The organism is Parabacteroides sp. Marseille-P3160, assembly GCF_900162725.1.
GTDB lineage: Bacteria > Bacteroidota > Bacteroidia > Bacteroidales > Tannerellaceae > Marseille-P3160.
In genome coordinates this window covers 3,855,966-3,877,494 of record NZ_LT799418.1, presented here as the reverse complement: position 1 = coordinate 3,877,494, position 21,529 = coordinate 3,855,966, and the positions used below count along the sequence as shown (strand labels likewise).

26 protein-coding genes and 4 pseudogenes are annotated in these 21,529 nt (G+C 39.7%); 15 read left to right on the top strand and 15 right to left on the bottom strand.

Features of this window, described 5'->3' with window-relative positions; genetic code table 11:
- The 13 genes and pseudogenes from secY to eno all read left to right on the top strand — a co-directional run bounded on the left by secY (position 1) and on the right by eno (position 8,959).
- A complete protein-coding gene (gene secY, locus BQ8014_RS15575; RefSeq protein ID WP_080905159.1) occupies positions 1–1,341 on the top strand; it encodes a preprotein translocase subunit SecY in 1,341 nt (446 codons plus the stop codon).
- 7 nt (positions 1,342–1,348) lie between these two features.
- Entirely contained in the window at positions 1,349–2,134 is a 786-nt protein-coding gene (gene map / locus BQ8014_RS15570; protein ID WP_080905158.1) for a type I methionyl aminopeptidase, read from the top strand.
- Positions 2,135–2,143: 9 nt separating this feature from the next.
- Entirely contained in the window at positions 2,144–2,362 is a 219-nt protein-coding gene (gene infA / locus BQ8014_RS15565) for a translation initiation factor IF-1 (protein WP_080905157.1), read from the top strand.
- A gap of 11 nt (positions 2,363–2,373) precedes the next feature.
- Positions 2,374–2,490 carry a type B 50S ribosomal protein L36 gene (gene ykgO, locus BQ8014_RS15560; RefSeq protein ID WP_080905156.1) on the top strand — a complete coding sequence of 39 codons (117 nt, stop codon included), beginning with the start codon at positions 2,374–2,376 and terminating at the stop codon, positions 2,488–2,490.
- Between the two features lie 30 nt (positions 2,491–2,520).
- Positions 2,521–2,901 carry a 30S ribosomal protein S13 gene (rpsM, locus tag BQ8014_RS15555; protein ID WP_080905155.1) on the top strand — a complete coding sequence of 127 codons (381 nt, stop codon included), beginning with the start codon at positions 2,521–2,523 and terminating at the stop codon, positions 2,899–2,901.
- 11 nt (positions 2,902–2,912) lie between these two features.
- Positions 2,913–3,302 carry a 30S ribosomal protein S11 gene (gene rpsK, locus BQ8014_RS15550; protein ID WP_080905154.1) on the top strand — a complete coding sequence of 130 codons (390 nt, stop codon included), beginning with the start codon at positions 2,913–2,915 and terminating at the stop codon, positions 3,300–3,302.
- Positions 3,303–3,412: 110 nt separating this feature from the next.
- The gene (gene rpsD / locus BQ8014_RS15545) at positions 3,413–4,018 is read left to right on the top strand and encodes a 30S ribosomal protein S4 (protein WP_080905153.1); all 606 of its coding nucleotides are present in this window, start codon (positions 3,413–3,415) and stop codon (positions 4,016–4,018) included.
- Positions 4,019–4,028: 10 nt separating this feature from the next.
- Positions 4,029–5,021 (top strand): DNA-directed RNA polymerase subunit alpha, encoded by a 993-nt coding sequence (locus tag BQ8014_RS15540; RefSeq protein WP_080905152.1) that lies wholly within the window; start codon positions 4,029–4,031, stop codon positions 5,019–5,021.
- An 8-nt stretch (positions 5,022–5,029) separates the two neighbouring features.
- Positions 5,030–5,605 (top strand): 50S ribosomal protein L17, encoded by a 576-nt coding sequence (gene rplQ, locus BQ8014_RS15535; RefSeq protein WP_080905150.1) that lies wholly within the window; start codon positions 5,030–5,032, stop codon positions 5,603–5,605.
- A 264-nt stretch (positions 5,606–5,869) separates the two neighbouring features.
- Positions 5,870–5,956 (top strand): annotated as a pseudogene (locus BQ8014_RS15525) (hypothetical protein); the annotation flags it as partial.
- A pseudogene (locus tag BQ8014_RS15520) lies at positions 5,955–6,830 on the top strand (DNA-directed RNA polymerase subunit alpha); the annotation flags it as partial. The pseudogenes BQ8014_RS15525 and BQ8014_RS15520, both read left to right, overlap by 2 nt.
- Positions 6,831–6,838: 8 nt before the next feature.
- Complete coding sequence (rplQ, locus tag BQ8014_RS15515) at positions 6,839–7,414, top strand: 50S ribosomal protein L17 (RefSeq protein ID WP_080905150.1); 576 nt, start codon at positions 6,839–6,841, stop codon at positions 7,412–7,414.
- A 264-nt stretch (positions 7,415–7,678) separates the two neighbouring features.
- On the top strand, positions 7,679–8,959 hold the full coding sequence (gene eno / locus BQ8014_RS15505) for a phosphopyruvate hydratase (RefSeq protein WP_080905148.1): 1,281 nt from the start codon (positions 7,679–7,681) through the stop codon (positions 8,957–8,959).
- Between the two features lie 203 nt (positions 8,960–9,162).
- On the opposite strand, the gene BQ8014_RS15500 is transcribed toward eno, so the two are convergent.
- The 4 genes from BQ8014_RS15500 to BQ8014_RS15490 all read right to left on the bottom strand — a co-directional run bounded on the left by BQ8014_RS15500 (position 9,163) and on the right by BQ8014_RS15490 (position 11,281).
- Positions 9,163–9,348, bottom strand: coding sequence for a hypothetical protein (locus BQ8014_RS15500; RefSeq protein ID WP_200814406.1), 186 nt, complete (start codon positions 9,346–9,348; stop codon positions 9,163–9,165).
- 3 nt (positions 9,349–9,351) lie between these two features.
- Positions 9,352–9,786, bottom strand: a complete 435-nt coding sequence (locus BQ8014_RS19795; RefSeq protein ID WP_234998065.1) for a DUF488 domain-containing protein — start codon at positions 9,784–9,786, stop codon at positions 9,352–9,354.
- A gap of 34 nt (positions 9,787–9,820) precedes the next feature.
- Complete coding sequence (locus BQ8014_RS19790; RefSeq protein WP_234998064.1) at positions 9,821–10,231, bottom strand: hypothetical protein; 411 nt, start codon at positions 10,229–10,231, stop codon at positions 9,821–9,823.
- 267 nt (positions 10,232–10,498) lie between these two features.
- Positions 10,499–11,281, bottom strand: coding sequence for a hypothetical protein (locus tag BQ8014_RS15490; protein ID WP_080905147.1), 783 nt, complete (start codon positions 11,279–11,281; stop codon positions 10,499–10,501).
- Positions 11,282–11,428: 147 nt separating this feature from the next.
- Between BQ8014_RS15490 and BQ8014_RS20125 the strand changes: the two are divergent.
- Positions 11,429–11,524, top strand: a pseudogene (locus tag BQ8014_RS20125) (IS1595 family transposase); the annotation flags it as partial.
- 413 nt (positions 11,525–11,937) lie between these two features.
- Here the strand turns inward: BQ8014_RS20125 and BQ8014_RS15485 are convergent.
- Complete coding sequence (locus BQ8014_RS15485) at positions 11,938–12,945, bottom strand: TonB-dependent receptor (protein ID WP_080905146.1); 1,008 nt, start codon at positions 12,943–12,945, stop codon at positions 11,938–11,940.
- Between the two features lie 311 nt (positions 12,946–13,256).
- Here BQ8014_RS15485 and BQ8014_RS20120 point away from each other — a divergent pair.
- A pseudogene (locus BQ8014_RS20120) lies at positions 13,257–13,352 on the top strand (IS1595 family transposase); the annotation flags it as partial.
- Between the two features lie 413 nt (positions 13,353–13,765).
- Here the strand turns inward: BQ8014_RS20120 and BQ8014_RS15475 are convergent.
- From BQ8014_RS15475 to BQ8014_RS15425, 10 genes are all read right to left on the bottom strand, one after another.
- On the bottom strand, positions 13,766–14,050 hold the full coding sequence (locus tag BQ8014_RS15475) for a hypothetical protein (RefSeq protein WP_139785140.1): 285 nt from the start codon (positions 14,048–14,050) through the stop codon (positions 13,766–13,768).
- Between the two features lie 544 nt (positions 14,051–14,594).
- Positions 14,595–15,032, bottom strand: coding sequence for a DUF5024 domain-containing protein (locus BQ8014_RS15465; RefSeq protein WP_080905142.1), 438 nt, complete (start codon positions 15,030–15,032; stop codon positions 14,595–14,597).
- Positions 15,029–15,571, bottom strand: coding sequence for a hypothetical protein (locus tag BQ8014_RS15460; RefSeq protein WP_080905141.1), 543 nt, complete (start codon positions 15,569–15,571; stop codon positions 15,029–15,031). Before BQ8014_RS15460 ends, BQ8014_RS15465 begins: the two co-directional genes overlap by 4 nt.
- A 4-nt stretch (positions 15,572–15,575) precedes the next feature.
- Positions 15,576–16,073, bottom strand: a complete 498-nt coding sequence (locus tag BQ8014_RS15455) for an RNA polymerase sigma factor (protein ID WP_080905140.1) — start codon at positions 16,071–16,073, stop codon at positions 15,576–15,578.
- A gap of 403 nt (positions 16,074–16,476) precedes the next feature.
- On the bottom strand, positions 16,477–16,764 hold the full coding sequence (locus BQ8014_RS15450) for a hypothetical protein (protein ID WP_080905139.1): 288 nt from the start codon (positions 16,762–16,764) through the stop codon (positions 16,477–16,479).
- A 161-nt stretch (positions 16,765–16,925) separates the two neighbouring features.
- Positions 16,926–17,777 carry a hypothetical protein gene (locus tag BQ8014_RS15445; protein ID WP_080905138.1) on the bottom strand — a complete coding sequence of 284 codons (852 nt, stop codon included), beginning with the start codon at positions 17,775–17,777 and terminating at the stop codon, positions 16,926–16,928.
- Complete coding sequence (locus BQ8014_RS15440; RefSeq protein WP_080905137.1) at positions 17,774–18,520, bottom strand: hypothetical protein; 747 nt, start codon at positions 18,518–18,520, stop codon at positions 17,774–17,776. Before BQ8014_RS15440 ends, BQ8014_RS15445 begins: the two co-directional genes overlap by 4 nt.
- Before the next feature lie 199 nt (positions 18,521–18,719).
- Positions 18,720–19,535 carry a hypothetical protein gene (locus BQ8014_RS15435; RefSeq protein WP_080905136.1) on the bottom strand — a complete coding sequence of 272 codons (816 nt, stop codon included), beginning with the start codon at positions 19,533–19,535 and terminating at the stop codon, positions 18,720–18,722.
- A gap of 31 nt (positions 19,536–19,566) precedes the next feature.
- Positions 19,567–20,238, bottom strand: coding sequence for a porin family protein (locus BQ8014_RS15430; RefSeq protein WP_080905135.1), 672 nt, complete (start codon positions 20,236–20,238; stop codon positions 19,567–19,569).
- Positions 20,239–20,340: 102 nt separating this feature from the next.
- On the bottom strand, positions 20,341–21,447 hold the full coding sequence (locus BQ8014_RS15425) for a DUF4848 domain-containing protein (protein ID WP_080905134.1): 1,107 nt from the start codon (positions 21,445–21,447) through the stop codon (positions 20,341–20,343).
- Between the last annotated feature and the right edge of the window lie 82 nt (positions 21,448–21,529).

Genomic DNA, 21,529 nt, shown 5'->3' with positions numbered 1-21,529 from the left:
ATGAGAGCTATTGAAACAATCAAAAATATCTGGAAGATTGAGGATTTGAGAAATCGAATCCTCACGACTCTTTTATTAGTAATCATCTATCGTTTCGGAACGTATGTTGTGCTTCCTGGTATTGATCCTAAAGCGTTAACAGCTTTACATGAACAGACGAGAGGGGGATTGCTTGCTTTATTGGATATGTTTTCCGGTGGAGCTTTCTCCAATGCTTCGATTTTTGCATTGGGAATTATGCCCTATATCTCTGCTTCTATCGTAATGCAGTTATTGGCAATCGCCGTTCCCTCTTTTCAAAAAATGCAGAGAGAAGGCGAGAGCGGACGTCGTAAAATTAATCAATGGACTCGTTATTTGACAATAGCTATTCTTTTGTTCCAAGGACCGACCTATTTGGTTAACTTAAGTGTTCAACTTAAAGCGGTTGGTGCGGCATTGCCCGGAGGATTTTTGTTTACCGTTTCTTCTACTATTATCTTAGCTGCAGGAAGTATGTTTATCTTGTGGTTGGGTGAAAGAATTACAGACAAAGGCGTTGGTAACGGTATCTCATTTATTATCCTTGTCGGAATTATTGCGAGATTACCTCATTCCCTGTTTCAGGAGTTTATTTCCAGACAGAGTGAAAAAACGGGTGGTTTGGTGATGTTCCTTCTTGAAATGTTGATATTGCTGTTGGTTATAGCTGGTGCTATCCTATTGGTTCAGGGAACAAGAAAAGTTCCGGTGCAGTATGCGAAGCGTATTGTCGGGAATAAGCAATATGGAGGAGCAAGACAGTATATTCCATTGAAAGTGAATGCGGCGAATGTGATGCCGATTATTTTCGCACAGGCTATCATGTTCATACCGATTTCCATTGTCGGTTTTTCCAATAGAGGAGAAGCTGGTAGTTTCTGGTCTGCTTTTATGGATAATACCGGTTTTTGGTATAATTTCGTATTCGCCGTATTAATTATCTTATTTACTTATTTCTATACGGCAATTACGATCAACCCGACCCAGATGGCGGATGACTTGAAGAGAAATAACGGGTTCATTCCCGGCATTAAACCGGGGAACCAAACCAAAGAATATTTGGACACTATTATGGATCGAATTACTTTACCGGGCGCTTTCTTCCTGGCATTAGTGGCTATTATGCCTTCTTTTGCCCGAATTGCGGGAGTAAGCATGGCGTTTTCTCAATTTTTCGGAGGAACGTCCTTGTTAATCCTGGTAGGGGTTGTATTAGACACATTGCAACAGGTTGAAAGCCATTTGTTGATGCGTCATTATGATGGATTGTTGAAATCCGGTAGAATTAAAGGAAGATCAGGCTCTGCCGGAGCATATTAAATAGAAAATGATTTATTTAAAGACAGATGAAGAATTAGAGTTGATGCGCGCAGCGAATCAACTGGTCGGTAAAACACTTGGTGAACTTGCAAGGCATATTGCACCGGGGGTTTCCACTCTTCAACTGGATAAAATTGCCGAAGAGTTCATCAGAGATCATCGCGCTGTCCCTGCTTTTTTGGGATACGGCGGATTTCCGAACTCCATTTGTGCTTCTGTAAATGAAAACGTGGTACATGGAATTCCATCTTCCAAGATTATACTGAAAGATGGCGACATAATATCTATTGACTGTGGAACGGTATTGGACGGCTTTGTCGGGGACTCCGCCTATACCTTTTGTGTAGGCAACGTGGCTCCGGAAGTAGTCAACCTGCTTAAAACGACAAAAGAGTCCCTTTATAAGGGTATCCATCAGGCCACGGAAGGCCACCGGATCGGGGATGTCAGCCACGCCGTCCAGAGTTATTGTGAGGCGCGGGGATATTCTGTCGTTCGCGAATTGGTAGGGCATGGAATCGGACATGTGATGCATGAGGAACCTGAAGTTCCGAATTACGGAAGGCCCGGCTGTGGACCTCTGTTACGTAGTGGTATGTGTATTTGCATTGAACCAATGATAAATATGGGTAGCCGCAATGTGAAATTTGAGTCTGACGGTTGGACGGTGAGAACTAAAGACCGTAAATGTTCGGCTCACTTCGAGCATTGCATAGCGATACGTCCTGAAGGTCCTCAGATTTTATCATCGTTCGATTTTATACAAGACGTATTAGGTACAAATTTTATTTAATATTTATTTATGGCTAAACAAACAGCTATAGAACAAGACGGAGTAATTGTCGAAGCATTATCGAATGCAATGTTTCGCGTGGAGTTGGAAAACGGGCATGAAATAACAGCCCATATTTCCGGTAAAATGCGGATGCATTATATTAAGATTCTTCCGGGAGATAAGGTTAAGGTTGAAATGTCACCCTATGACTTGTCAAAAGGTCGGATTTCATTTAGATACAAATAAAAAAGTAAGATATGAAAGTAAGAGCATCTTTGAAAAAACGTACGCCTGAATGTAAGATCGTAAGAAGGAAGGGACGTTTGTATGTAATTAACAAGAAGAACCCGAAGTATAAACTACGTCAGGGCTAATTTTATAATTAGTAATAATCAGTAAAGTATATGGCTATAAGAATTGTCGGTGTAGATTTACCACAAAACAAGAGAGGTGAGATAGCGTTGACTTATATTTACGGAATAGGTCGTAGTGCTTCAAACACAATTTTAGAGAAAGCAGGCATTGATAAGAATTTGAAAGTAAAGGACTGGACGGATGATCAAGCTGCAAAAATACGTGAAGTGATAGGCGCTGGGTTCAAAGTGGAAGGTGATCTCCGCTCAGAGATTCAGTTGAATATCAAGCGTCTCATGGATATCGGTTGTTACCGTGGCGTACGTCATCGTATCGGATTACCGTTAAGAGGTCAGAGTACAAAGAATAATGCACGTACTCGCAAGGGGAAGAAGAAAACAGTTGCAAACAAGAAAAAAGCTACTAAATAATAAGAAGTAAGATGGCAAAAAAAACAGTCGTTGCAAAGAAAAGAAAAGTAAAAGTAGATGCAGTAGGACAAGCACATATCCATTCTTCTTTTAATAATATTATCATATCGCTTGCGAATAGTGATGGACAAGTTATAAGCTGGTCTTCTGCCGGTAAGATGGGATTTAGAAGCTCAAAGAAAAATACGCCTTATGCAGCGCAGATGGCAGCTCAGGATTGTGCAAAAGTCGCTTTTGATTTAGGCTTACGCAAAGTAAAAGTCTATGTTAAAGGGCCGGGTAACGGTCGTGAATCGGCTATCCGGACGATTCATAGTTCAGGCATTGAAGTTACGGAAATTGTTGATGTGACTCCGCTGCCCCATAATGGATGTCGTCCCCCTAAAAAGAGAAGAGTTTAATAATCATATTTAGGATTCTGAATTTAGGATTGTGAATAGATTGCATCCTGTCCTCTCTGCAGTCGCGGCTGCACGATTCCAGATTCAACCGATTTAATTAAAAAGAAAAAATGGCAAGATATACAGGACCAAAGACAAGAATTGCCCGTAAGTTTGGTGAGGCTATATTCGGTGCAGATAAAGTTCTTTCAAAAAAGAACTATCCTCCCGGACAACATGGGAATACCAGAAAGAAAAAAACATCTGAGTATGGTACTCAATTGCGTGAGAAACAAAAGGCCAAATATACTTACGGTGTATTGGAAAAGCAGTTTAGAAATTTATTCGAAAAGGCATCTCGTTCAAAAGGCATCACGGGTGAAGTATTGCTTCAACTGTTGGAAGCGCGTTTGGACAACGTTGTTTTTCGTTTGGGCATAGCACCGACGAGAGCCGCTGCGCGTCAGTTAGTTTCCCATCGCCATATTACGGTAGACGGTGAAGTGGTAAACATTCCTTCTTACACGGTTAAACCGGGGCAGATTATTGGAGTGAGAGAGAGATCAAAATCATTGGAAGTGGTTGCAAACGCTCTTTCCGGGTTCAATCATAACAAATACCCTTGGATTGAGTGGGATCAGACTTCTGTAGGCGGTAAATTATTACATTTACCGGAAAGAGCAGATATTCCGGAGAATATCAAAGAACAGTTAATTGTCGAGTTATACTCTAAATAATAAAGATTCCATGGCGATATTAGCATTTCAAAAACCCGAAAAGGTATTAATGTTGGAAGCGGACAATTTTTTCGGGAAATTTGAATTCCGTCCGTTGGAACCCGGTTATGGCATTACCATCGGTAATGCCTTACGCCGCATTCTCTTGTCGTCATTAGAGGGATATGCAATAACAGCTTTTAAAATAGATGGGGTAGAGCATGAATTTGCAACCATCCCCGGTGTGATCGAAGATGTAACAAACATTATCCTTAATCTGAAGCAAGTACGTTTTAAACATCTTGTGGAAGAAGTCGAGAATGAAAAAGTAACTATTGTTGTTTCAGGAACCGAGACATTCAGAGCCGGCGATATAGGCAAACAGCTTAGCGGTTTTGAAATATTGAATCCGGGATTAGTCATTTGTCATTTGGATTCGAGCGTTAGCTTCCAGATGGACTTATATATAAGTAAGGGTCGGGGATATGTACCGGCAGATGAAAACCGGACGTTGTATCCGGATGTGATGGTCATCGCTATTGACTCCATTTATACGCCTATTCGCAATGTGAAATATACCGTTGAGAATTTCCGCGTGGAGCAAAAGACCGACTACGAGAAACTGATTCTGGAAATCACGACCGACGGCTCTATTCATCCTAAAGAAGCATTGAAAGAAGCTGCGAAGATTTTGATTCATCATTTCCTCTTATTCTCTGACGAGAAAATTGCAGCCGAGACTGTGGATGTGGAAGGAAATGAAGAATTTGATGAAGAGGTGCTTCACATGCGTCAATTACTTAAAAGTAAGTTGTCCGATATGGATCTTTCCGTTCGTGCATTAAACTGCCTGAAGGCAGCAGATGTCGAAACCTTGGGCGAGCTTGTTAAATTCAACAAGAACGATCTGTTGAAGTTCCGTAATTTTGGTAAAAAATCTCTGACGGAATTGGATGAGTTACTGGAGAGTTTGAACCTTTCATTTGGGATGGATATAACAAAATATAAATTAGATAAAGAGTAAGTATAGCGATGAGACATAATAAGAAAATAAATCATTTAGGTCGTACAAACACTCACCGTGATGCGATGTTGTCGAATATGGCCTCTTCTTTGATCAAACATAAGCGGATTTTTACAACAACGGCGAAAGCAAAAGCGCTTCGTAAGTTTGTAGAACCTATTATCACGAAGTCAAAAGAAGATACCACTCATTCCAGACGTCTCGCGTTTAAAGTTTTACAGAATAAATATGCTGTGACGGAATTGTTTAACGACATTGCGCAAAAAGTAGCGGATCGTCCGGGAGGTTACACGCGTATTATCAAAACGGGAGCTCGTTTAGGTGATAATGCAGCCATGTGCTTCATCGAATTAGTGGATTATGATGAAAACATGTTGAAGACAGCTACTTCAAAGAACGCTCCCAAGACAAGACGTTCACGCAGGAAGTCTTCGCCTTCGGAGGCACAACCGGCGACGGCGGCCCCTGCAGAGGCAGTAGCGGCGCCAGTACCGGAGGCTGCTCCGGAAGTTTCAACACCCGAAACTGAAGCGCCGGCTGTAGAACCTAAAGCAACGGAAGAAGAAAACAAGAGTGCGGAATAAGAACGCATGATGTGTAAGAACCTGAATACCTTTGTGTTCAGGTTTTTTTATGCGGTTTCGTGAAGAAAACTTTCTCTTTTCCCGAAAAGGAATCGTTTTTAGTGTTTTTTGGGGTGGGCGCCCTTTTTCTGTGATGAAAAAAAGTGTACCTTTAGGCGCCTTTAATAGAAAGGGATTAATGGGCTTTACAGAGCCTTTTCCTGTGTTTTTATTTATAATAGGTAAAGTTCTTTTAGTAATAACATATTTATAAAATTGTTTAGTATGGAAATTGCAAAGATTGTAGGAAGAGAAGTTTTGGATTCTCGTGGTAATCCGACAGTTGAAGTAGACGTGTATTTGGAATCCGGCGCTTNGCCGCATTCTCTTGTCGTCATTAGAGGGATATGCAATAACAGCTTTTAAAATAGATGGGGTAGAGCATGAATTTGCAACCATCCCCGGTGTGATCGAAGATGTAACAAACATTATCCTTAATCTGAAGCAAGTACGTTTTAAACATCTTGTGGAAGAAGTCGAGAATGAAAAAGTAACTATTGTTGTTTCAGGAACCGAGACATTCAGAGCCGGCGATATAGGCAAACAGCTTAGCGGTTTTGAAATATTGAATCCGGGATTAGTCATTTGTCATTTGGATTCGAGCGTTAGCTTCCAGATGGACTTATATATAAGTAAGGGTCGGGGATATGTACCGGCAGATGAAAACCGGACGTTGTATCCGGATGTGATGGTCATCGCTATTGACTCCATTTATACGCCTATTCGCAATGTGAAATATACCGTTGAGAATTTCCGCGTGGAGCAAAAGACCGACTACGAGAAACTGATTCTGGAAATCACGACCGACGGCTCTATTCATCCTAAAGAAGCATTGAAAGAAGCTGCGAAGATTTTGATTCATCATTTCCTCTTATTCTCTGACGAGAAAATTGCAGCCGAGACTGTGGATGTGGAAGGAAATGAAGAATTTGATGAAGAGGTGCTTCACATGCGTCAATTACTTAAAAGTAAGTTGTCCGATATGGATCTTTCCGTTCGTGCATTAAACTGCCTGAAGGCAGCAGATGTCGAAACCTTGGGCGAGCTTGTTAAATTCAACAAGAACGATCTGTTGAAGTTCCGTAATTTTGGTAAAAAATCTCTGACGGAATTGGATGAGTTACTGGAGAGTTTGAACCTTTCATTTGGGATGGATATAACAAAATATAAATTAGATAAAGAGTAAGTATAGCGATGAGACATAATAAGAAAATAAATCATTTAGGTCGTACAAACACTCACCGTGATGCGATGTTGTCGAATATGGCCTCTTCTTTGATCAAACATAAGCGGATTTTTACAACAACGGCGAAAGCAAAAGCGCTTCGTAAGTTTGTAGAACCTATTATCACGAAGTCAAAAGAAGATACCACTCATTCCAGACGTCTCGCGTTTAAAGTTTTACAGAATAAATATGCTGTGACGGAATTGTTTAACGACATTGCGCAAAAAGTAGCGGATCGTCCGGGAGGTTACACGCGTATTATCAAAACGGGAGCTCGTTTAGGTGATAATGCAGCCATGTGCTTCATCGAATTAGTGGATTATGATGAAAACATGTTGAAGACAGCTACTTCAAAGAACGCTCCCAAGACAAGACGTTCACGCAGGAAGTCTTCGCCTTCGGAGGCACAACCGGCGACGGCGGCCCCTGCAGAGGCAGTAGCGGCGCCAGTACCGGAGGCTGCTCCGGAAGTTTCAACACCCGAAACTGAAGCGCCGGCTGTAGAACCTAAAGCAACGGAAGAAGAAAACAAGAGTGCGGAATAAGAACGCATGATGTGTAAGAACCTGAATACCTTTGTGTTCAGGTTTTTTTATGCGGTTTCGTGAAGAAAACTTTCTCTTTTCCCGAAAAGGAATCGTTTTTAGTGTTTTTTGGGGTGGGCGCCCTTTTTCTGTGATGAAAAAAAGTGTACCTTTAGGCGCCTTTAATAGAAAGGGATTAATGGGCTTTACAGAGCCTTTTCCTGTGTTTTTATTTATAATAGGTAAAGTTCTTTTAGTAATAACATATTTATAAAATTGTTTAGTATGGAAATTGCAAAGATTGTAGGAAGAGAAGTTTTGGATTCTCGTGGTAATCCGACAGTTGAAGTAGACGTGTATTTGGAATCCGGCGCTTTTGGTAGGGCAGCAGTCCCCTCCGGAGCATCAACAGGTGAAAATGAAGCCATCGAACTGCGTGACGGCGATAAAAAACGTTATGGCGGTAAAGGAGTTTTGAAAGCGGTTGAAAATGTGAATAAGATCATCGCTCCGGCCCTTATCGGCGTGAGCGCGTTGAATCAAAGAGGCGTTGATAAAATATTACTTTCATTGGACGGGACAAAAACGAAATCCAATTTAGGAGCCAATGCTATCTTGGGAGTCTCTCTTGCCGTTGCAAAAGCGGGAGCCGATTACCTGGGCATTCCTTTGTATCGTTATATCGGCGGAACCAATACCTATGTTTTGCCGGTTCCGATGATGAATATCATTAACGGCGGATCTCACTCGGACGCTCCGATTGCTTTTCAGGAATTTATGATTCGCCCCGTAGGAGCTCCTTCTTTTAAAGAAGGCTTGCGTTATGGAGCTGAAGTATTCCATGCACTGAAAAAAGTACTTCATGACCGTGGCTTAAGTACGGCTGTCGGTGACGAAGGTGGTTTCGCTCCTACGTTGAAAGGTACCGAAGATGCTCTGGAATCTATTATCAAGGCGATCGAAATTGCCGGATATAAACCGGGCGTAGACATTAAAATCGGTTTGGATTGCGCATCTTCCGAATTCTATAAGGACGGTATCTATGACTATTCCAAATTTGAAGGCCCTACGGGAGTCAAACGTACTTCTGCACAACAAGCCGACTATTTGGCTGAACTTATCTCCAAATATCCGATTGACTCTATCGAAGACGGTATGAGCGAAAACGATTGGGATGGTTGGAAACTGTTGACCGATAAGATCGGAAGCAAATGCCAGTTGGTAGGTGATGACTTGTTCGTTACCAACGTGGAGTACCTGAAGAAAGGTATTGAATTGGGCTGCGCCAACTCTATCCTGATCAAAGTAAACCAGATCGGTACGTTGAGCGAAACATTGGATGCAATTGAAATGGCGCACCGCCACGGATATACTTCCGTTACTTCCCACCGTTCAGGCGAAACGGAAGATGCAACGATTGCCGACATTGCCGTTGCTACCAACTCAGGCCAGATCAAAACCGGTTCATTGAGCCGTTCCGACCGTATGGCTAAATACAACCAATTACTCCGTATCGAGGAAGAACTTGGCGATTTAGCTGTCTATGGCTACAAAAGAGTAAAATAAGATTCTTTTATAGAATAACTAAAAGGCGGGTTTTGCAAGAAAACCTGCCTTTTTTATTACTAGTTGCGCTATTCTTCCGTTTTACGGATTAAAACGGAGACCGATCGAGAGGTCTATCTTGTTTCTAAAATCCTTCCCTACAAAAAATCAACACCAGGATAATTGAGTTGCATCGACTTTCGGAGGAGCAAAATAACCAATAATCATAAATCTATTTCGATCCATTGGTATTTCTCATACTTATTATATGATTCCAATTTCCTGTATGGAACAGGATAAATACGGATCATGGAGCCATCTTCTCTAAAGCCTGCGGTACAAACTAATTCTGTATAGGTTTTGGATAGTGATGGGTAGGTTTTGATTGTGACTAATACTTTGGTTAACATTTTTCATATATTTGTTAGCGGTAGGTCGTTAAGAAGCGTGGTTACGGCTTGGGCTACTCGACTTCGATGACACATACACGGCGATTTTTCAAAGCAGGTTAAGGCAACTCTTTTATTGGAGGCAAGAAGATCTATGATAATATGTAAGTAACTCCAATGGGCTTTTAAGGCTGTTTTCTCGTATGTCTCGAATAGTTTGTCATAATCGGCCTGGCAATGTAAATCTTGCCGCTCTTCCGACTCTATTCCTAATTCCGGTATATGGACATATTTGATCCCGACTCCTTTGCACGCATTAGATAATATAGCTTTCGAAAAACCGAATTTTCGACTGTAGGCATTTTTTCTAACATCACAAAGAACACGTACATTGTTCAAAATCAGTTTAACCAAATAGGCCTCTAAGCTTAGTCCTTCATACCCAATGGTAAATAGCATCGTTTCAGTTTTAGCTGCCAATTTCTTCTTCTGTTCAATTATTTTTTTTGGCTTCCTCGCTTGTGATTATATTAGGTGCAATAACGCTATTGATGGCAAAAAAGGGATAATTGATATAGGTATAACGAATTAATTGTTCTTGGGTATAACCTGAAAAGTCTCTCTTAATATCGAATAATTTTTGCCTGTCGAACAGTTCTATTTGGTCTAATAGATGAACTTCCGGATTTAACATGAATCCATTATGCCCGTCTATTTCTATTTCCTGAATCATTCCCTTCTGGCTTAAAACAGCAAGATCCTGTGCCGCTTGGAAAGAGTAACAACCATATTTATAAGGTACAAAATCAAAAGTGTTAGTTGTACTTCCTCGCGTAACTAAAAAGAGGTATTTTTGAATCATTCTTGAGGGGAGCTTCCTTTCAAACACCTCTAATACAGCCAAAAGTAACTTCCGTCTATAATATAACATAATACAAATATAATATGAAAAAAGAATTGTGTGTTTCGTTTTCCGCTTTTTAAGATGAATTTATTTACCCGTAAAAGTAAATCGAGTAGAAATCCAAAAGCAAACCCGGGGGGTATCCACCTCCCGGCCTTTTCAAACCCAATCCGCCGACCACCTTATTTCCACCCTCGCCTTTCAACTTACTGTTGTCGATATCGTCATTAATATGTAGTTGAAAAAATGACTCGGTAAATAGCGAGGCTAAAAATCATTCAATAATCTGATATATTTATCCTCTTCAAAAATATTCTTTTTGGCATCTTCAAGGATTTGTTTGTAAATAGTTGCCATTTTAAAAGCATTTCCTTTGGGCATATGAATATTCAACGACCACAACTCGTCGCCAACCACCGTACGGAAAGACACCGAATAACCATCAAAAATTAACGGGATAGCGCCTTTTGCTTTAAAATTGTCAATAAAGGATACCGTTTTATTGTATAATTTCTCCGCAAACTGATCACTAACGGCAAAAGAGAGGCCCTTAACATTATAAAGCCTGATCCTCTCCTCTTTATTATTTTTAAACCGTTCTTTTCCTTGTTTTTCCAACAGCTTCTTTTCGTCTGAAGTTAGAGGTTTCTCTCCCGGTTTCGAGCCAAAGGTAGAAGTAGGAGGGCCACTCAATGGATATTTCATTCCCGCTACTTCTTCCGCTTCTTTAAAATTAGTAATATATTTGACTTCCAAAATATATGACTTTTTTATTGAATCCATCAATAGGCGAAAACCGGAAGGTCCGTCATAACAATTACAATATTCAACAGTGGGATCATACAAAAATTCAACCGGAGCATTGTACCTCCCATAAAAAAGTTGTTCAACATCCTCTTTGTTTTCGATGTTGTACCCGTTTTCTATCCAACCCGTTCTATTGTACTCGATTGTTTTTAGAAAACGACCTCCGTTTATATGATCACCTTCCTGAGAAAATATTCCCTCTGCGAACAATGTATAAATAAAAACGATCAACAATTTTTCCATAATGATAAATTATAAAATGATTATCCGCATAGTGTCTGTTAAATATTTAACATTATGCAAATGAATTTATATAAATTCGTATTTTGCTGAATTACAATATATTTATAGTGTAAAATCAAAAAGAAACATTATGAATATTCTGATTTCATGCAACGTTTCCCTAATGAAGCTTCTTGTATAGATTATCTGAATGAACAGAGGGAACAATCCGGTATTGTCTTCAATCAATGTGGTCGTAAGGAGGGAGCATATCTGAGGACCCTACCAAACTAAATACTGCTATAGTGTACTCTCATCAACAAAATTCATTAATTCTGAATATGAAATAACAGACATCGTTCTGGCCAATTCATCTAAATTTTTCTTTGTGATTTTTTATTTGTTTATTTTTTTATAGGTTAATAAATAGCTTTATTTAAAATCTCTTTTTCTTATTTTTTATTTTGAAATTACAACAACACTCAATATAAATAAAACGAATATAGTTAATAATATACAAATAACCAATTATTAATAAGGAATTACACAGAAAAACAAAAAGTGAATTATTTTTTTATGTTTTGCAAAACCATTAAACTGAGTTTTAGATAATATATCAAAAAATATTTTTCACCGGATTATTTATGAGTGGATGAAATGAAATTGAGTTCAGGCAATTAGAAACTTCTTTTTATGGAGATGGAAGGCATCATCGGAATCAGGATAAATGCTTTATATTTTCCATTTTTCCGGTATACGGCATACGGATTTTCCCTGTTTGTTACGTTCAACAATGAAAACTGCCAGGTAAGGCTTCCGTGTTTGAGTTCCTTTTCAGTGGTATAATTGGCATCCAAACGGAAATAGTCGTTCAACCGGATATTGGGATATTGGGGAATATAATCGACGGAAAAGATCTGATCCGCCTCGCTGTAGCCGCTGGGAAGAGTCGGTAGTCCCATCCCCGGATACGTAATTTCCGGCACATAATACGGATATCCGGTATTGTATTGAAGTTGTATAGAAAATGTATGGCGATTCTTCGGCTTTTTACGAACTATATAACCGGCAAAAACAGACAGGTCATGCGGAGTATCATATTTAAAAGGATAGGTTTTACTCCCAAATGAACGCCTCGACTTGGATAATGTGTAGGATGCCCATGCTGAGATCCTATTCCCTGAATATTCCGCCATTAACTCCATGCCGGCCGAACTTCCCTTACCCTGTTCGTAGTCCGTGTGTGAATCCAGATAGTATTCCAAATCTTTTATCAAGAGAAGATTCCACATAGATTTATAATAGCCTTCGAGCGAAAAGCTGAAATTGGAGTTTGTATAATTTTTCCAGCCGATGGAGAATTGGTCGGATCGAGGTAAAATATTCTCTTGAAAAGGAATCCAGTAATCCGTTTTTGAATTGTAATCCATTTCATTCACTGTATGTATGGGCTGGAACATGCGGTCATAAGCCAACATGAGTTTGTTTTTTTCATTTACAAACGTGTTTGCTTTTATCCGTGGCTCCCAAACGAATTTACGAACTTCCCGGTTATCATATAGAGAAGCACGAAAACCCAAGCTGAAAAGCCATTGTTTGTATTTTAACTCATCATAAAGATAAGCGGATGCCTTGAATAGTTTTAAACGATCCGTATTATATTCAATTTGTTTCCTATCAACCAACCGAAACGTGTAGTCCGGCGTATAAAGCTGATAGGCTCCTTCCGTTCCATAATAAACTGTNCGATTGTTTTTAGAAAACGACCTCCGTTTATATGATCACCTTCCTGAGAAAATATTCCCTCTGCGAACAATGTATAAATAAAAACGATCAACAATTTTTCCATAATGATAAATTATAAAATGATTATCCGCATAGTGTCTGTTAAATATTTAACATTATGCAAATGAATTTATATAAATTCGTATTTTGCTGAATTACAATATATTTATAGTGTAAAATCAAAAAGAAACATTATGAATATTCTGATTTCATGCAACGTTTCCCTAATGAAGCTTCTTGTATAGATTATCTGAATGAACAGAGGGAACAATCCGGTATTGTCTTCAATCAATGTGGTCGTAAGGAGGGAGCATATCTGAGGACCCTACCAAACTAAATACTGCTATAGTGTACTCTCATCAACAAAATTCATTAATTCTGAATATGAAATAACAGACATCGTTCTGGCCAATTCATCTAAATTTTTCTTTGTGATTTTTTATTTGTTTATTTTTTTATAGGTTAATAAATAGCTTTATTTAAAATCTCTTTTTCTTATTTTTTATTTTGAAATTACAACAACACTCAATATAAATAAAACGAATATAGTTAATAATATACAAATAACCAATTATTAATAAGGAATTACACAGAAAAACAAAAAGTGAATTATTTTTTTATGTTTTGCAAAACCATTAAACTGAGTTTTAGATAATATATCAAAAAATATTTTTCACCGGATTATTTATGAGTGGATGAAATGAAATTGAGTTCAGGCAATTAGAAACTTCTTTTTATGGAGATGGAAGGCATCATCGGAATCAGGATAAATGCTTTATATTTTCCATTTTTCCGGTATACGGCATACGGATTTTCCCTGTTTGTTACGTTCAACAATGAAAACTGCCAGGTAAGGCTTCCGTGTTTGAGTTCCTTTTCAGTGGTATAATTGGCATCCAAACGGAAATAGTCGTTCAACCGGATATTGGGATATTGGGGAATATAATCGACGGAAAAGATCTGATCCGCCTCGCTGTAGCCGCTGGGAAGAGTTGGTAGTCCCATCCCCGGATACGTATTTCCGGCACATAATACGGATATCCGGTATTGTATTGAAGTTGCATAGAAAATGTATGGCGATTCTTCGGCTTTTCACGAACTATATAACCGGCAAAAACAGACAGGTCATGCGGAGCATCATATTTAAAAGGATAGGTTTTACTCCCAAATGAACGCCTCGACTTGGATAATGTGTAGGATGCCCATGCTGAGATCCTGTTCCCTGAATATTCCGCCATTAACTCCATGCCGGCCGAACTTCCCTTATTCTTTTTGTTACAAATCGACTCTAAAATAGCTGTCGTCCGGGAACAAAGATCCTGTCCTGAAGTCAGGCTAAAGGAATCAACCTGTTTCGGAACGGAATGTCTTAAAATTTATATTCCAAAGTTAGGCCGTAGGTCTGATTCTTCAAATAGTCTCCGAGAGTTGGTTTCAATCCCCATTCTCCGATTGATCCCAAGATGGGAGCAAATGCATAAAAACAGGGCAAACAAATAACGAAATTGTCTTTCTTAAAATGCTTTCGGAAAATTTAAACAGTTACTTATTATCCGAACTGCTTATCATAGTCGAAATCGAAGCGCTCGATACGGGTGACGCTAATACTACCATTCTTTTCTATTTCGAAAGTATAGGTAATATCGGTGGTACCAGCAGCGAATCGGTAAAACGAGGGAATGATTTTCCCGTTTTTCTTATCTTCGATCACTTTATAAGCCGCATTCCGGTCTTTTTGGAAAGCTTCCAGAAATTCATCCTGTAGTTTAGAATTATCTTTTACAAAAAAGGTCACAGTTGTCATATTCCTTGTCGGCTTTTTGGTCTTCGGATTTTTTTCGAAGAGGGCTTCTACATTCACATTTTGTGCCGTTTCACATTTTTTCATCAGAGCATTCAGATTTTCCTGTGCTTTTAAGCTGCCTACTACGCCTGCCATTGAGAGTGATAGGACGATAGCTAAAATAATACGTTTTGTTTTCATCATTCTGTCTGTTTTAATTTGTCCATGTATTTTTTTTCTATTTGATTGATATGTTGTTCCAGTTTTTCCATCTCTATCTCTTTTCCCAGTCGTTTTTCCGTAATATCACGAAGCTGCCGGCTGTTGTAATTGGCGATACGTTCTTCGTATAATTGGCGGGCAATCTTTTCTGGAATCTCCGTACGTACTCCATTCCTGACCCTATAGCTGCCGGCATATGGGTTAAAATCGTCCGATTTCATTTCCCCTCGGTTATTCAAAACCAGAATCAATAATAGGGAAGCGGCGATCACAAGACCTGCAATCAGATAATATTGGGCAGAAAAGATTTTACGTACGGGCTTAACTTTCCCCATACCGGTTGTTTCACAGGCAATGCCTGTTTCGAAATAGTCGAAAAGGGGTCGGTAGGGTTTCCAATATTCCGGCAAATTCTTACGCGCAAAGAATTTGTACAATTCCTGTTCTTCCGCGTTAGATGTTTCTCCTTCGAAGAAACGTTCCAATAGTTTTTCTATTTGTTGACAGTCATTTGATTGCATCTTGTTATATTTTTAAGAACAGTTCTTTCACTTTCTTCCGGGCCCGTGAAAGATTGACCCGTACATTTTCCGGCGTACTGCCGGTTAATTCGGCAATTTCCCTTATTTCCAAACCGTCTACATGTTTCATCCGGAGAATGACTTGCTGGAGTCCGGAAAGTTTTCCCATGATATGCTCCAGATGGTTTATTTCATCTTTTTTCTCTAATATCATGTATGGATTTTCTTCGCAACTCAACTGGGAAACCGAGTTGGAAAGCGGCACTTCCCCATGCAACCGGGATGCGTTTAATCGATTTAAACATACGTTTCTGGTCATTCGGATGGCAAGCGCCTCCACGCTATGGTAACGATCCAGTTCTCTCCGGATATTCCATAATTTAAGGAATACCTCCTGAATCGCATCTTCCACATCCTGCGGATTATCCAGCAGTCGACGGGCATAACCCGCCAACTTTTTCTGTAACGGCGACACCTCTGTCTTAAAACGCTCCTTTTCCATCCTATAAATTAAGACAAATGAAACCGGAAAACATAACATGAAATGACGAGTTAAGTCCCTGATATTGCTTAATAATATTTAAAACCTCTTTCACTTCGTAAGCCCCCGCTCAAGTACATATATGTATTTTGGATTATCAGTGTTATAACTCTCAACTATAACGGTTCTATTTTATAATATGAGTGCAATTGTTAGCGTGCCGTCATACGTATAGGTACGGGTCAAAGGACCGGTGGATACTTGGGTCGGTCGCCCGAAAGCGTTCTCCGCTTCTAACTTTCATATGGAAGTTTGGTATGACAAGCCGGAAGATTCTGTTCTGGCCACCTTTATCTCCGTCAGGTACCCGTTCTGATACGTATAATTCTCCAACGCCCATTGTAAGTGTAAGACTTGGCCAACCTTAAAACTTATATCCTATATTCAAGCCGTAAGTCTGATTCTTCAAATAGTCTCCGAGAGTTGGTTTCAATCCCCATTCTCCGATTAATCCTAAGGTATATTTGTTGTTGTATTCCAAAGTAGTGCCCGCAGCAATACCTGTATCAAACCTTTCCGGGCCATCTCCAGAATAAAAAGTATTTGTTTTGGTCTTTCTTGTTATCCCATCTTTAAATAAAGTATTGTCTTCTTTAAGTTTCCCGCCGATTCCATAACCGGCATATCCTCCTCCGCTTAAGTAGTGACGCATTAATATTTTTATTTTGTCTGTAATTAATTGATTATTAGATTTATTTAGTTGCTGTCTATGGCTACAAAAGAGTAAAATAAGATTCTTTTATAGAATAACTAAAAGGCGGGTTTTGCAAGAAAACCTGCCTTTTTTATTACTGGTTGTGCTATTCTTCCGTTTTACGGATTAAAACGGAGACCGATCGAGAGGTCTATCCGGGATAGGTTTTCTCTTTCGTCATCCGGCAAGGTGACTTTTTGTGAATAGCCCTGTTCTTCGAAAGTATAGCTCGAGAACGTTCCGACTACGGCCGATAGTTGGAAAAGGATCGCCAGATTTTCCGACAGGCCTGCCTCATAGCCCAAATCCATAACCAAGCCGAATGTGCCGGCCGTCAGTTTCCCGGACCTGCCGCTGCTGCTTCCTTTATCCAGGTATGATAGGTATCCAGCCGAATAATTCATGATAAAAGCGTTTTTCTTTGAAAAACTGAGGAATCGCATGGCGAAAGTAGGGCCGATAAACTGGGTCGTCGTCTTATCTTCCATTTGCGTACCCATAACCCTTCCGTTGGCTGATGCCCGGAAAAGGGCGTATTTCAAACCAATCCCGAAGAGGTCGTTAAAGTAATAGTCGAAGTCCGCGCTTAGCTGAAAACCGGATTTTAAGCCTTTCAGGTAATCTTTCTGCTCCGGATTATCACTCACTAACTTCCCCGTCCTGTAGCCCCATCCACCGGCTAAACCCAATTTTACCGGTTTAAATACTTTTGCTTTCACCTTTTCTATTTCTTCCGCAGATAAGTCGGGTTGCGCAAAATACGCCCGTTGGTAAGACACAACATCCTTCCGGGTGATCAGCGTTTCTTTTGGTTCTCCTTCCTGCTTAAAACTGAAATAAAGATACTGGTCATCTTCCTTGGTTATTTTACAATTCAGGGAGTCTCCCCCGGTAGTCACCAATAAATCCTGGGCGTTTGCTAATCCGATGGATAGCAGGCATAAAACGCCGAATAGTAAGCCTATTCTCATTTTTTCTTTTTCTTTAAAATAATTGCGTCAAATTCCTGTTTCCCATATTCGCGTCCAACCTGTTCGATTGAAGGGCGGCCGACAAGCACTCCCAATGAAAGGCCGCACCGGATATAATATTCATTCCCCTTCTTTATTTCAATCGGAAGCTCCTCTCTGGCTTCAGTCGATGCCCAGAGGGTTGTTTTCCCCTCTTGGGTGATCCGGATCGTATCGGCCGAATTCGTTTTTACCCGGCAGATGGTGGAGTCTCCCAGATGTAGGTCATAGCTGATTAACGCCCCGGTTCCGCCATACCGGTAGACATAGAGCAGGGCATAGTCGGCTCCTTCGATCGTTGAGGCATTCCTGTTTTTGATAAAAGCGGAGTCTATCTCCGTTTTCAGAAGCCTGGCGACAATCCGATGGCAGCTACTCGCAAAGCCGGGCAACTTATGTTCCGTGATAACCAATGTATTTCCTCCCGCCTTACGGGCTTCAATCTTTGCACGTTCGAGTACCTGCTCATAAGAGCATTGAGTCGTAAAGCCGGAATCCGAGATTTTGATTTCGCCAAGTTCCTGTATAATAGGAGGGAGGGAATCTTCTTTTTCAAATACGTAGACCTCTTCATTAAAAGGAAGAGCTGAATAATTCGCTGTTTGTGCAAGGCTTGTACGAACCTTCGGCGCACAGGAAATCAGGGATAGAATGGTAATGGATAAAAGCAGGGTGAGTAACGTTTTCATGTCGTTTTTATTCATAACGGACTAATAAATGATTTAACAGGTTTTATTTATTAACTACAATAGTCTTTCACCTTTCGCCCAGTCTATAATTACAAATTCATACAAAATACCGGCGATGTATCGATCAAAGACCGCTATAAAAGTATAGTAATTTTTTATGTCGGACAACTTTTCAATGTGGACAAAATCGCCTGCTCGGATTTTTTTATTTCACTTATAACAAGAATGTTAACTCCTTCAGGTGCTGTCGGCAAGTGGACAAACTTACTTTCGGAGCCGAATAAGCGTCTCCTCCGAAGTAAAGCCTTGCCTTTTCTCCCGCCGGAGTCAGGTCGACTTCATAACTGCCGTTTAAGTAATAACGGAGAAGTTGGCTATTATTGTATTGCTTGATCTCCATATTTGTTCTTTCTCCCGAACCGTTATAGGTAAAGGAGGCGGCGTAGTTGTTCTCCGTTAGGGTTGCCGGCCGTTCAAAGGACGTATAGGTTGCCTGCTGTAGTTGGGTCGGAATGGCGTTCCCGCTCAAGTCGATCCCTGTCACAGCATACGGCTTGGCTCCCCCATAAGAGAAGGTTCCCGCATCGCTCCGGGAAGCCAAGTTCCCGTTGGCATGGTAACTATATGTGCTTGACGGATCCGATGCAGCGCCGGAAGTCAACGAAGTGGCTGCATAGACGTCGGTAAGCCGGTTTAATTCGTCATAGCGGAGCTGCTCGAACTTGCCGTACTTATTGTCTCCCCGGGCTTTCAGATTGCCCGTTGCCGGATCGAACAGCGTTCCGAAATCCTGTATTACCGTCCCGGAGGAAGTGACCGCCTTGCGGCCCGTAGGAAGTCCGTAGCCATCATATGATAAGTACGGGTTATATGGGGAGTAATAATAAATCCGGAGTAGACCAGTGTCGGTTGCCCGAAAGCATTCTCCGCCTGTAACTTCCATGGAAGTTTGGTATGACAAGCCGGAAGATTCTGTTCTGGCCACCTTTATCTCCGTCAGGTATCCGTTCTGATACGTATAATTCTCCAACGCCCATTGTAAGTGTAAGACTTGGCCAACCTTAAAACTTATATCCTATATTCAAGCCGTAAGTCTGATTCTTCAAATAGTCTCCGAGAGTTGATTTCAATCCCCATTCTCCGATTAATCCTAAGGTATATTTGTTGTTGTATTCCAAAGTAGTGCCTGCAGCAATACCTGTATCAAACCTTTCCGGGCCACCTCCAGAATAAAAAGTATTTGTTTTGGTCTTTCTTGTTATTCCATCTTTAAATAAAGTATCATCTTCTTTAAGTTTCCCACCGATTCCATAACCGGCATATCCGCCTCCACTTATTACCAATTTTATATTATTAGAAATATTGAAGCGGTAGGTAAGCATAACAGGTATTTCAAAGTAAATACGGTTTTCCGTCATTTTGTAGCTTGCATAAGGTTCAAAATCAATATTCTCTGGCTGTTCTCCATATTCAACATGGCCATTTACAATATAACGGATTCCCGATGCTTTGTAACCCTTACTAATCAACATCAATGACGGCTGTAATCCCCAGTGATCATTAAAATAATGATCCAAGCCTACTCCGAATTGGTATCCCGGTTTCAGATCGGAATTTTTCCAACCGCTAACCCGGCTGAAATTCATACCGGCTTTTGCATGCCAGGATACCTGGCTATAACCGGGTAATGCGGGAAATAAAAATAATAGAAAAACAAAGACTCTTTTATTCATAATATTTATTTAGTAGTGATACATTAATATTTTTATTTTGTCTGTAATTAATTGATAATTAGATTTATTTAGCTCAAGTTTTTAACGCATCAGCAGTAATATCTATTCAACAAAATATGTAAAAGGGAGTGTACATGACCATCTAATAATGGAAGATCCATCAGGAGTGTCAAAGGCTCTATAAAAAGTACTAAAACTTGCATCTATGGCGTTTGTATAAAAAAGACGATGACCATCTGTTGCGTATTGTCCTGAAAATCCCCAAGGGAGAGAATTTGCATCCATCCAGTCATGGGAAGAAGCACCTTCTTCATTATGGATGTATACATACGTTTTACCCTCGATTATAAATTGCATATTAGTTTTTGTTTCGCTGGAATAATTAACCCATCCAAGCCACGTTTTCTTTCTGAATGAAATTTCCAGTTTTAAATTCATCTTAAAATTAAATCCCGGTGTACCATATGGGTTCGAAAAATCTGGTGGTATCGGATTTATATTTCCTTTATTGCTTTTGCGACCAATTTTAAATCTTAACTTTCTATCGCCGTCTTTATCCTTAAACCACCCAGAATCAATTTCCTCTCCTATAAAGTCACTATTAATACTACCATAAGCAGTTGCTCTCGTTGATATCATTTTTCCTGGAGTATAATATGCTTGTCCAGTTATCTGTAAATCTGAATAAGATGTGATATTTTTCAGATTCTTCACTTCGTCACCTATAATAATTAATCCGTCAGCATTTGCAATAATCGCTTTTTCTTGCTCAATCATAGGTATATAAAATCCCATATCCTCCTTATACATGGGAAAATAAAGATATCGATCATATTTCTCCTTAAAGGTCATATAGGATACTTCCGTTTCATCAACATTCTCAATATCTTTCATCGCCTGTTCATAGATTTTTTGAAGAGAATTAAATTCCTCCAAGTTCGTTCCCCAAATCAATCGTTCTTTTTTAGACATTTTTTGTAGTTCTCCAATAACTTTTTCATAAGCAGCTTCATCTTTAAACCTAAGAACAAATTGCTCTTGTTGAACGGCTGTCTTAAGAGTTGATTTCGTACCCGTAAAATCTTTTAAATTCACCAATTCAAAATCCTTAATTTGTTGTATATCTGGTTTTACGAACTCGTTTTCATTATTACAAGATAAAAATGAAATTAATGCAACAAATAGTACAAATTTAAATGTTTTTTCCATAATCTGAATTTTTAAGTTAATTATTAAAATTCTATTTTACAACAACTAATTCTTTAAGTAAACATTAGCTTTCCTATTGAAC

Bases quoted from the DNA above. Each gene is read 5' to 3' on its own strand.
- BQ8014_RS15460 (WP_080905141.1), bottom strand. From the start codon at position 15,571: ATGCAATCAAATGACTGTCAACAAATAGAAAAACTATTGGAACGTTTC.
- BQ8014_RS15500 (WP_200814406.1), bottom strand. From the start codon at position 9,348: ATGTTAACCAAAGTATTAGTCACAATCAAAACCTACCCATCACTATCC.
- rpsK (WP_080905154.1), top strand. From the start codon at position 2,913: ATGGCAAAAAAAACAGTCGTTGCAAAGAAAAGAAAAGTAAAAGTAGAT.
- BQ8014_RS15475 (WP_139785140.1), bottom strand. From the start codon at position 14,050: ATGGGACTACCAACTCTTCCCAGCGGCTACAGCGAGGCGGATCAGATC.
- BQ8014_RS19795 (WP_234998065.1), bottom strand. From the start codon at position 9,786: ATGCTATTTACCATTGGGTATGAAGGACTAAGCTTAGAGGCCTATTTG.
- BQ8014_RS15465 (WP_080905142.1), bottom strand. From the start codon at position 15,032: ATGATGAAAACAAAACGTATTATTTTAGCTATCGTCCTATCACTCTCA.
- infA (WP_080905157.1), top strand. From the start codon at position 2,144: ATGGCTAAACAAACAGCTATAGAACAAGACGGAGTAATTGTCGAAGCA.
- BQ8014_RS15445 (WP_080905138.1), bottom strand. From the start codon at position 17,777: ATGAGAATAGGCTTACTATTCGGCGTTTTATGCCTGCTATCCATCGGA.
- rpsD (WP_080905153.1), top strand. From the start codon at position 3,413: ATGGCAAGATATACAGGACCAAAGACAAGAATTGCCCGTAAGTTTGGT.
- map (WP_080905158.1), top strand. From the start codon at position 1,349: ATGATTTATTTAAAGACAGATGAAGAATTAGAGTTGATGCGCGCAGCG.
- BQ8014_RS15455 (WP_080905140.1), bottom strand. From the start codon at position 16,073: ATGGAAAAGGAGCGTTTTAAGACAGAGGTGTCGCCGTTACAGAAAAAG.
- BQ8014_RS15540 (WP_080905152.1), top strand. From the start codon at position 4,029: ATGGCGATATTAGCATTTCAAAAACCCGAAAAGGTATTAATGTTGGAA.
- rplQ (WP_080905150.1), top strand. From the start codon at position 6,839: ATGAGACATAATAAGAAAATAAATCATTTAGGTCGTACAAACACTCAC.
- BQ8014_RS15450 (WP_080905139.1), bottom strand. From the start codon at position 16,764: ATGCGTCACTACTTAAGCGGAGGAGGATATGCCGGTTATGGAATCGGC.
- BQ8014_RS15490 (WP_080905147.1), bottom strand. From the start codon at position 11,281: ATGGAAAAATTGTTGATCGTTTTTATTTATACATTGTTCGCAGAGGGA.
- secY (WP_080905159.1), top strand. From the start codon at position 1: ATGAGAGCTATTGAAACAATCAAAAATATCTGGAAGATTGAGGATTTG.
- ykgO (WP_080905156.1), top strand. From the start codon at position 2,374: ATGAAAGTAAGAGCATCTTTGAAAAAACGTACGCCTGAATGTAAGATC.
- rpsM (WP_080905155.1), top strand. From the start codon at position 2,521: ATGGCTATAAGAATTGTCGGTGTAGATTTACCACAAAACAAGAGAGGT.
- BQ8014_RS15425 (WP_080905134.1), bottom strand. From the start codon at position 21,447: ATGGAAAAAACATTTAAATTTGTACTATTTGTTGCATTAATTTCATTT.
- eno (WP_080905148.1), top strand. From the start codon at position 7,679: ATGGAAATTGCAAAGATTGTAGGAAGAGAAGTTTTGGATTCTCGTGGT.
- BQ8014_RS15440 (WP_080905137.1), bottom strand. From the start codon at position 18,520: ATGAATAAAAACGACATGAAAACGTTACTCACCCTGCTTTTATCCATT.
- BQ8014_RS15430 (WP_080905135.1), bottom strand. From the start codon at position 20,238: ATGAATAAAAGAGTCTTTGTTTTTCTATTATTTTTATTTCCCGCATTA.
- rplQ (WP_080905150.1), top strand. From the start codon at position 5,030: ATGAGACATAATAAGAAAATAAATCATTTAGGTCGTACAAACACTCAC.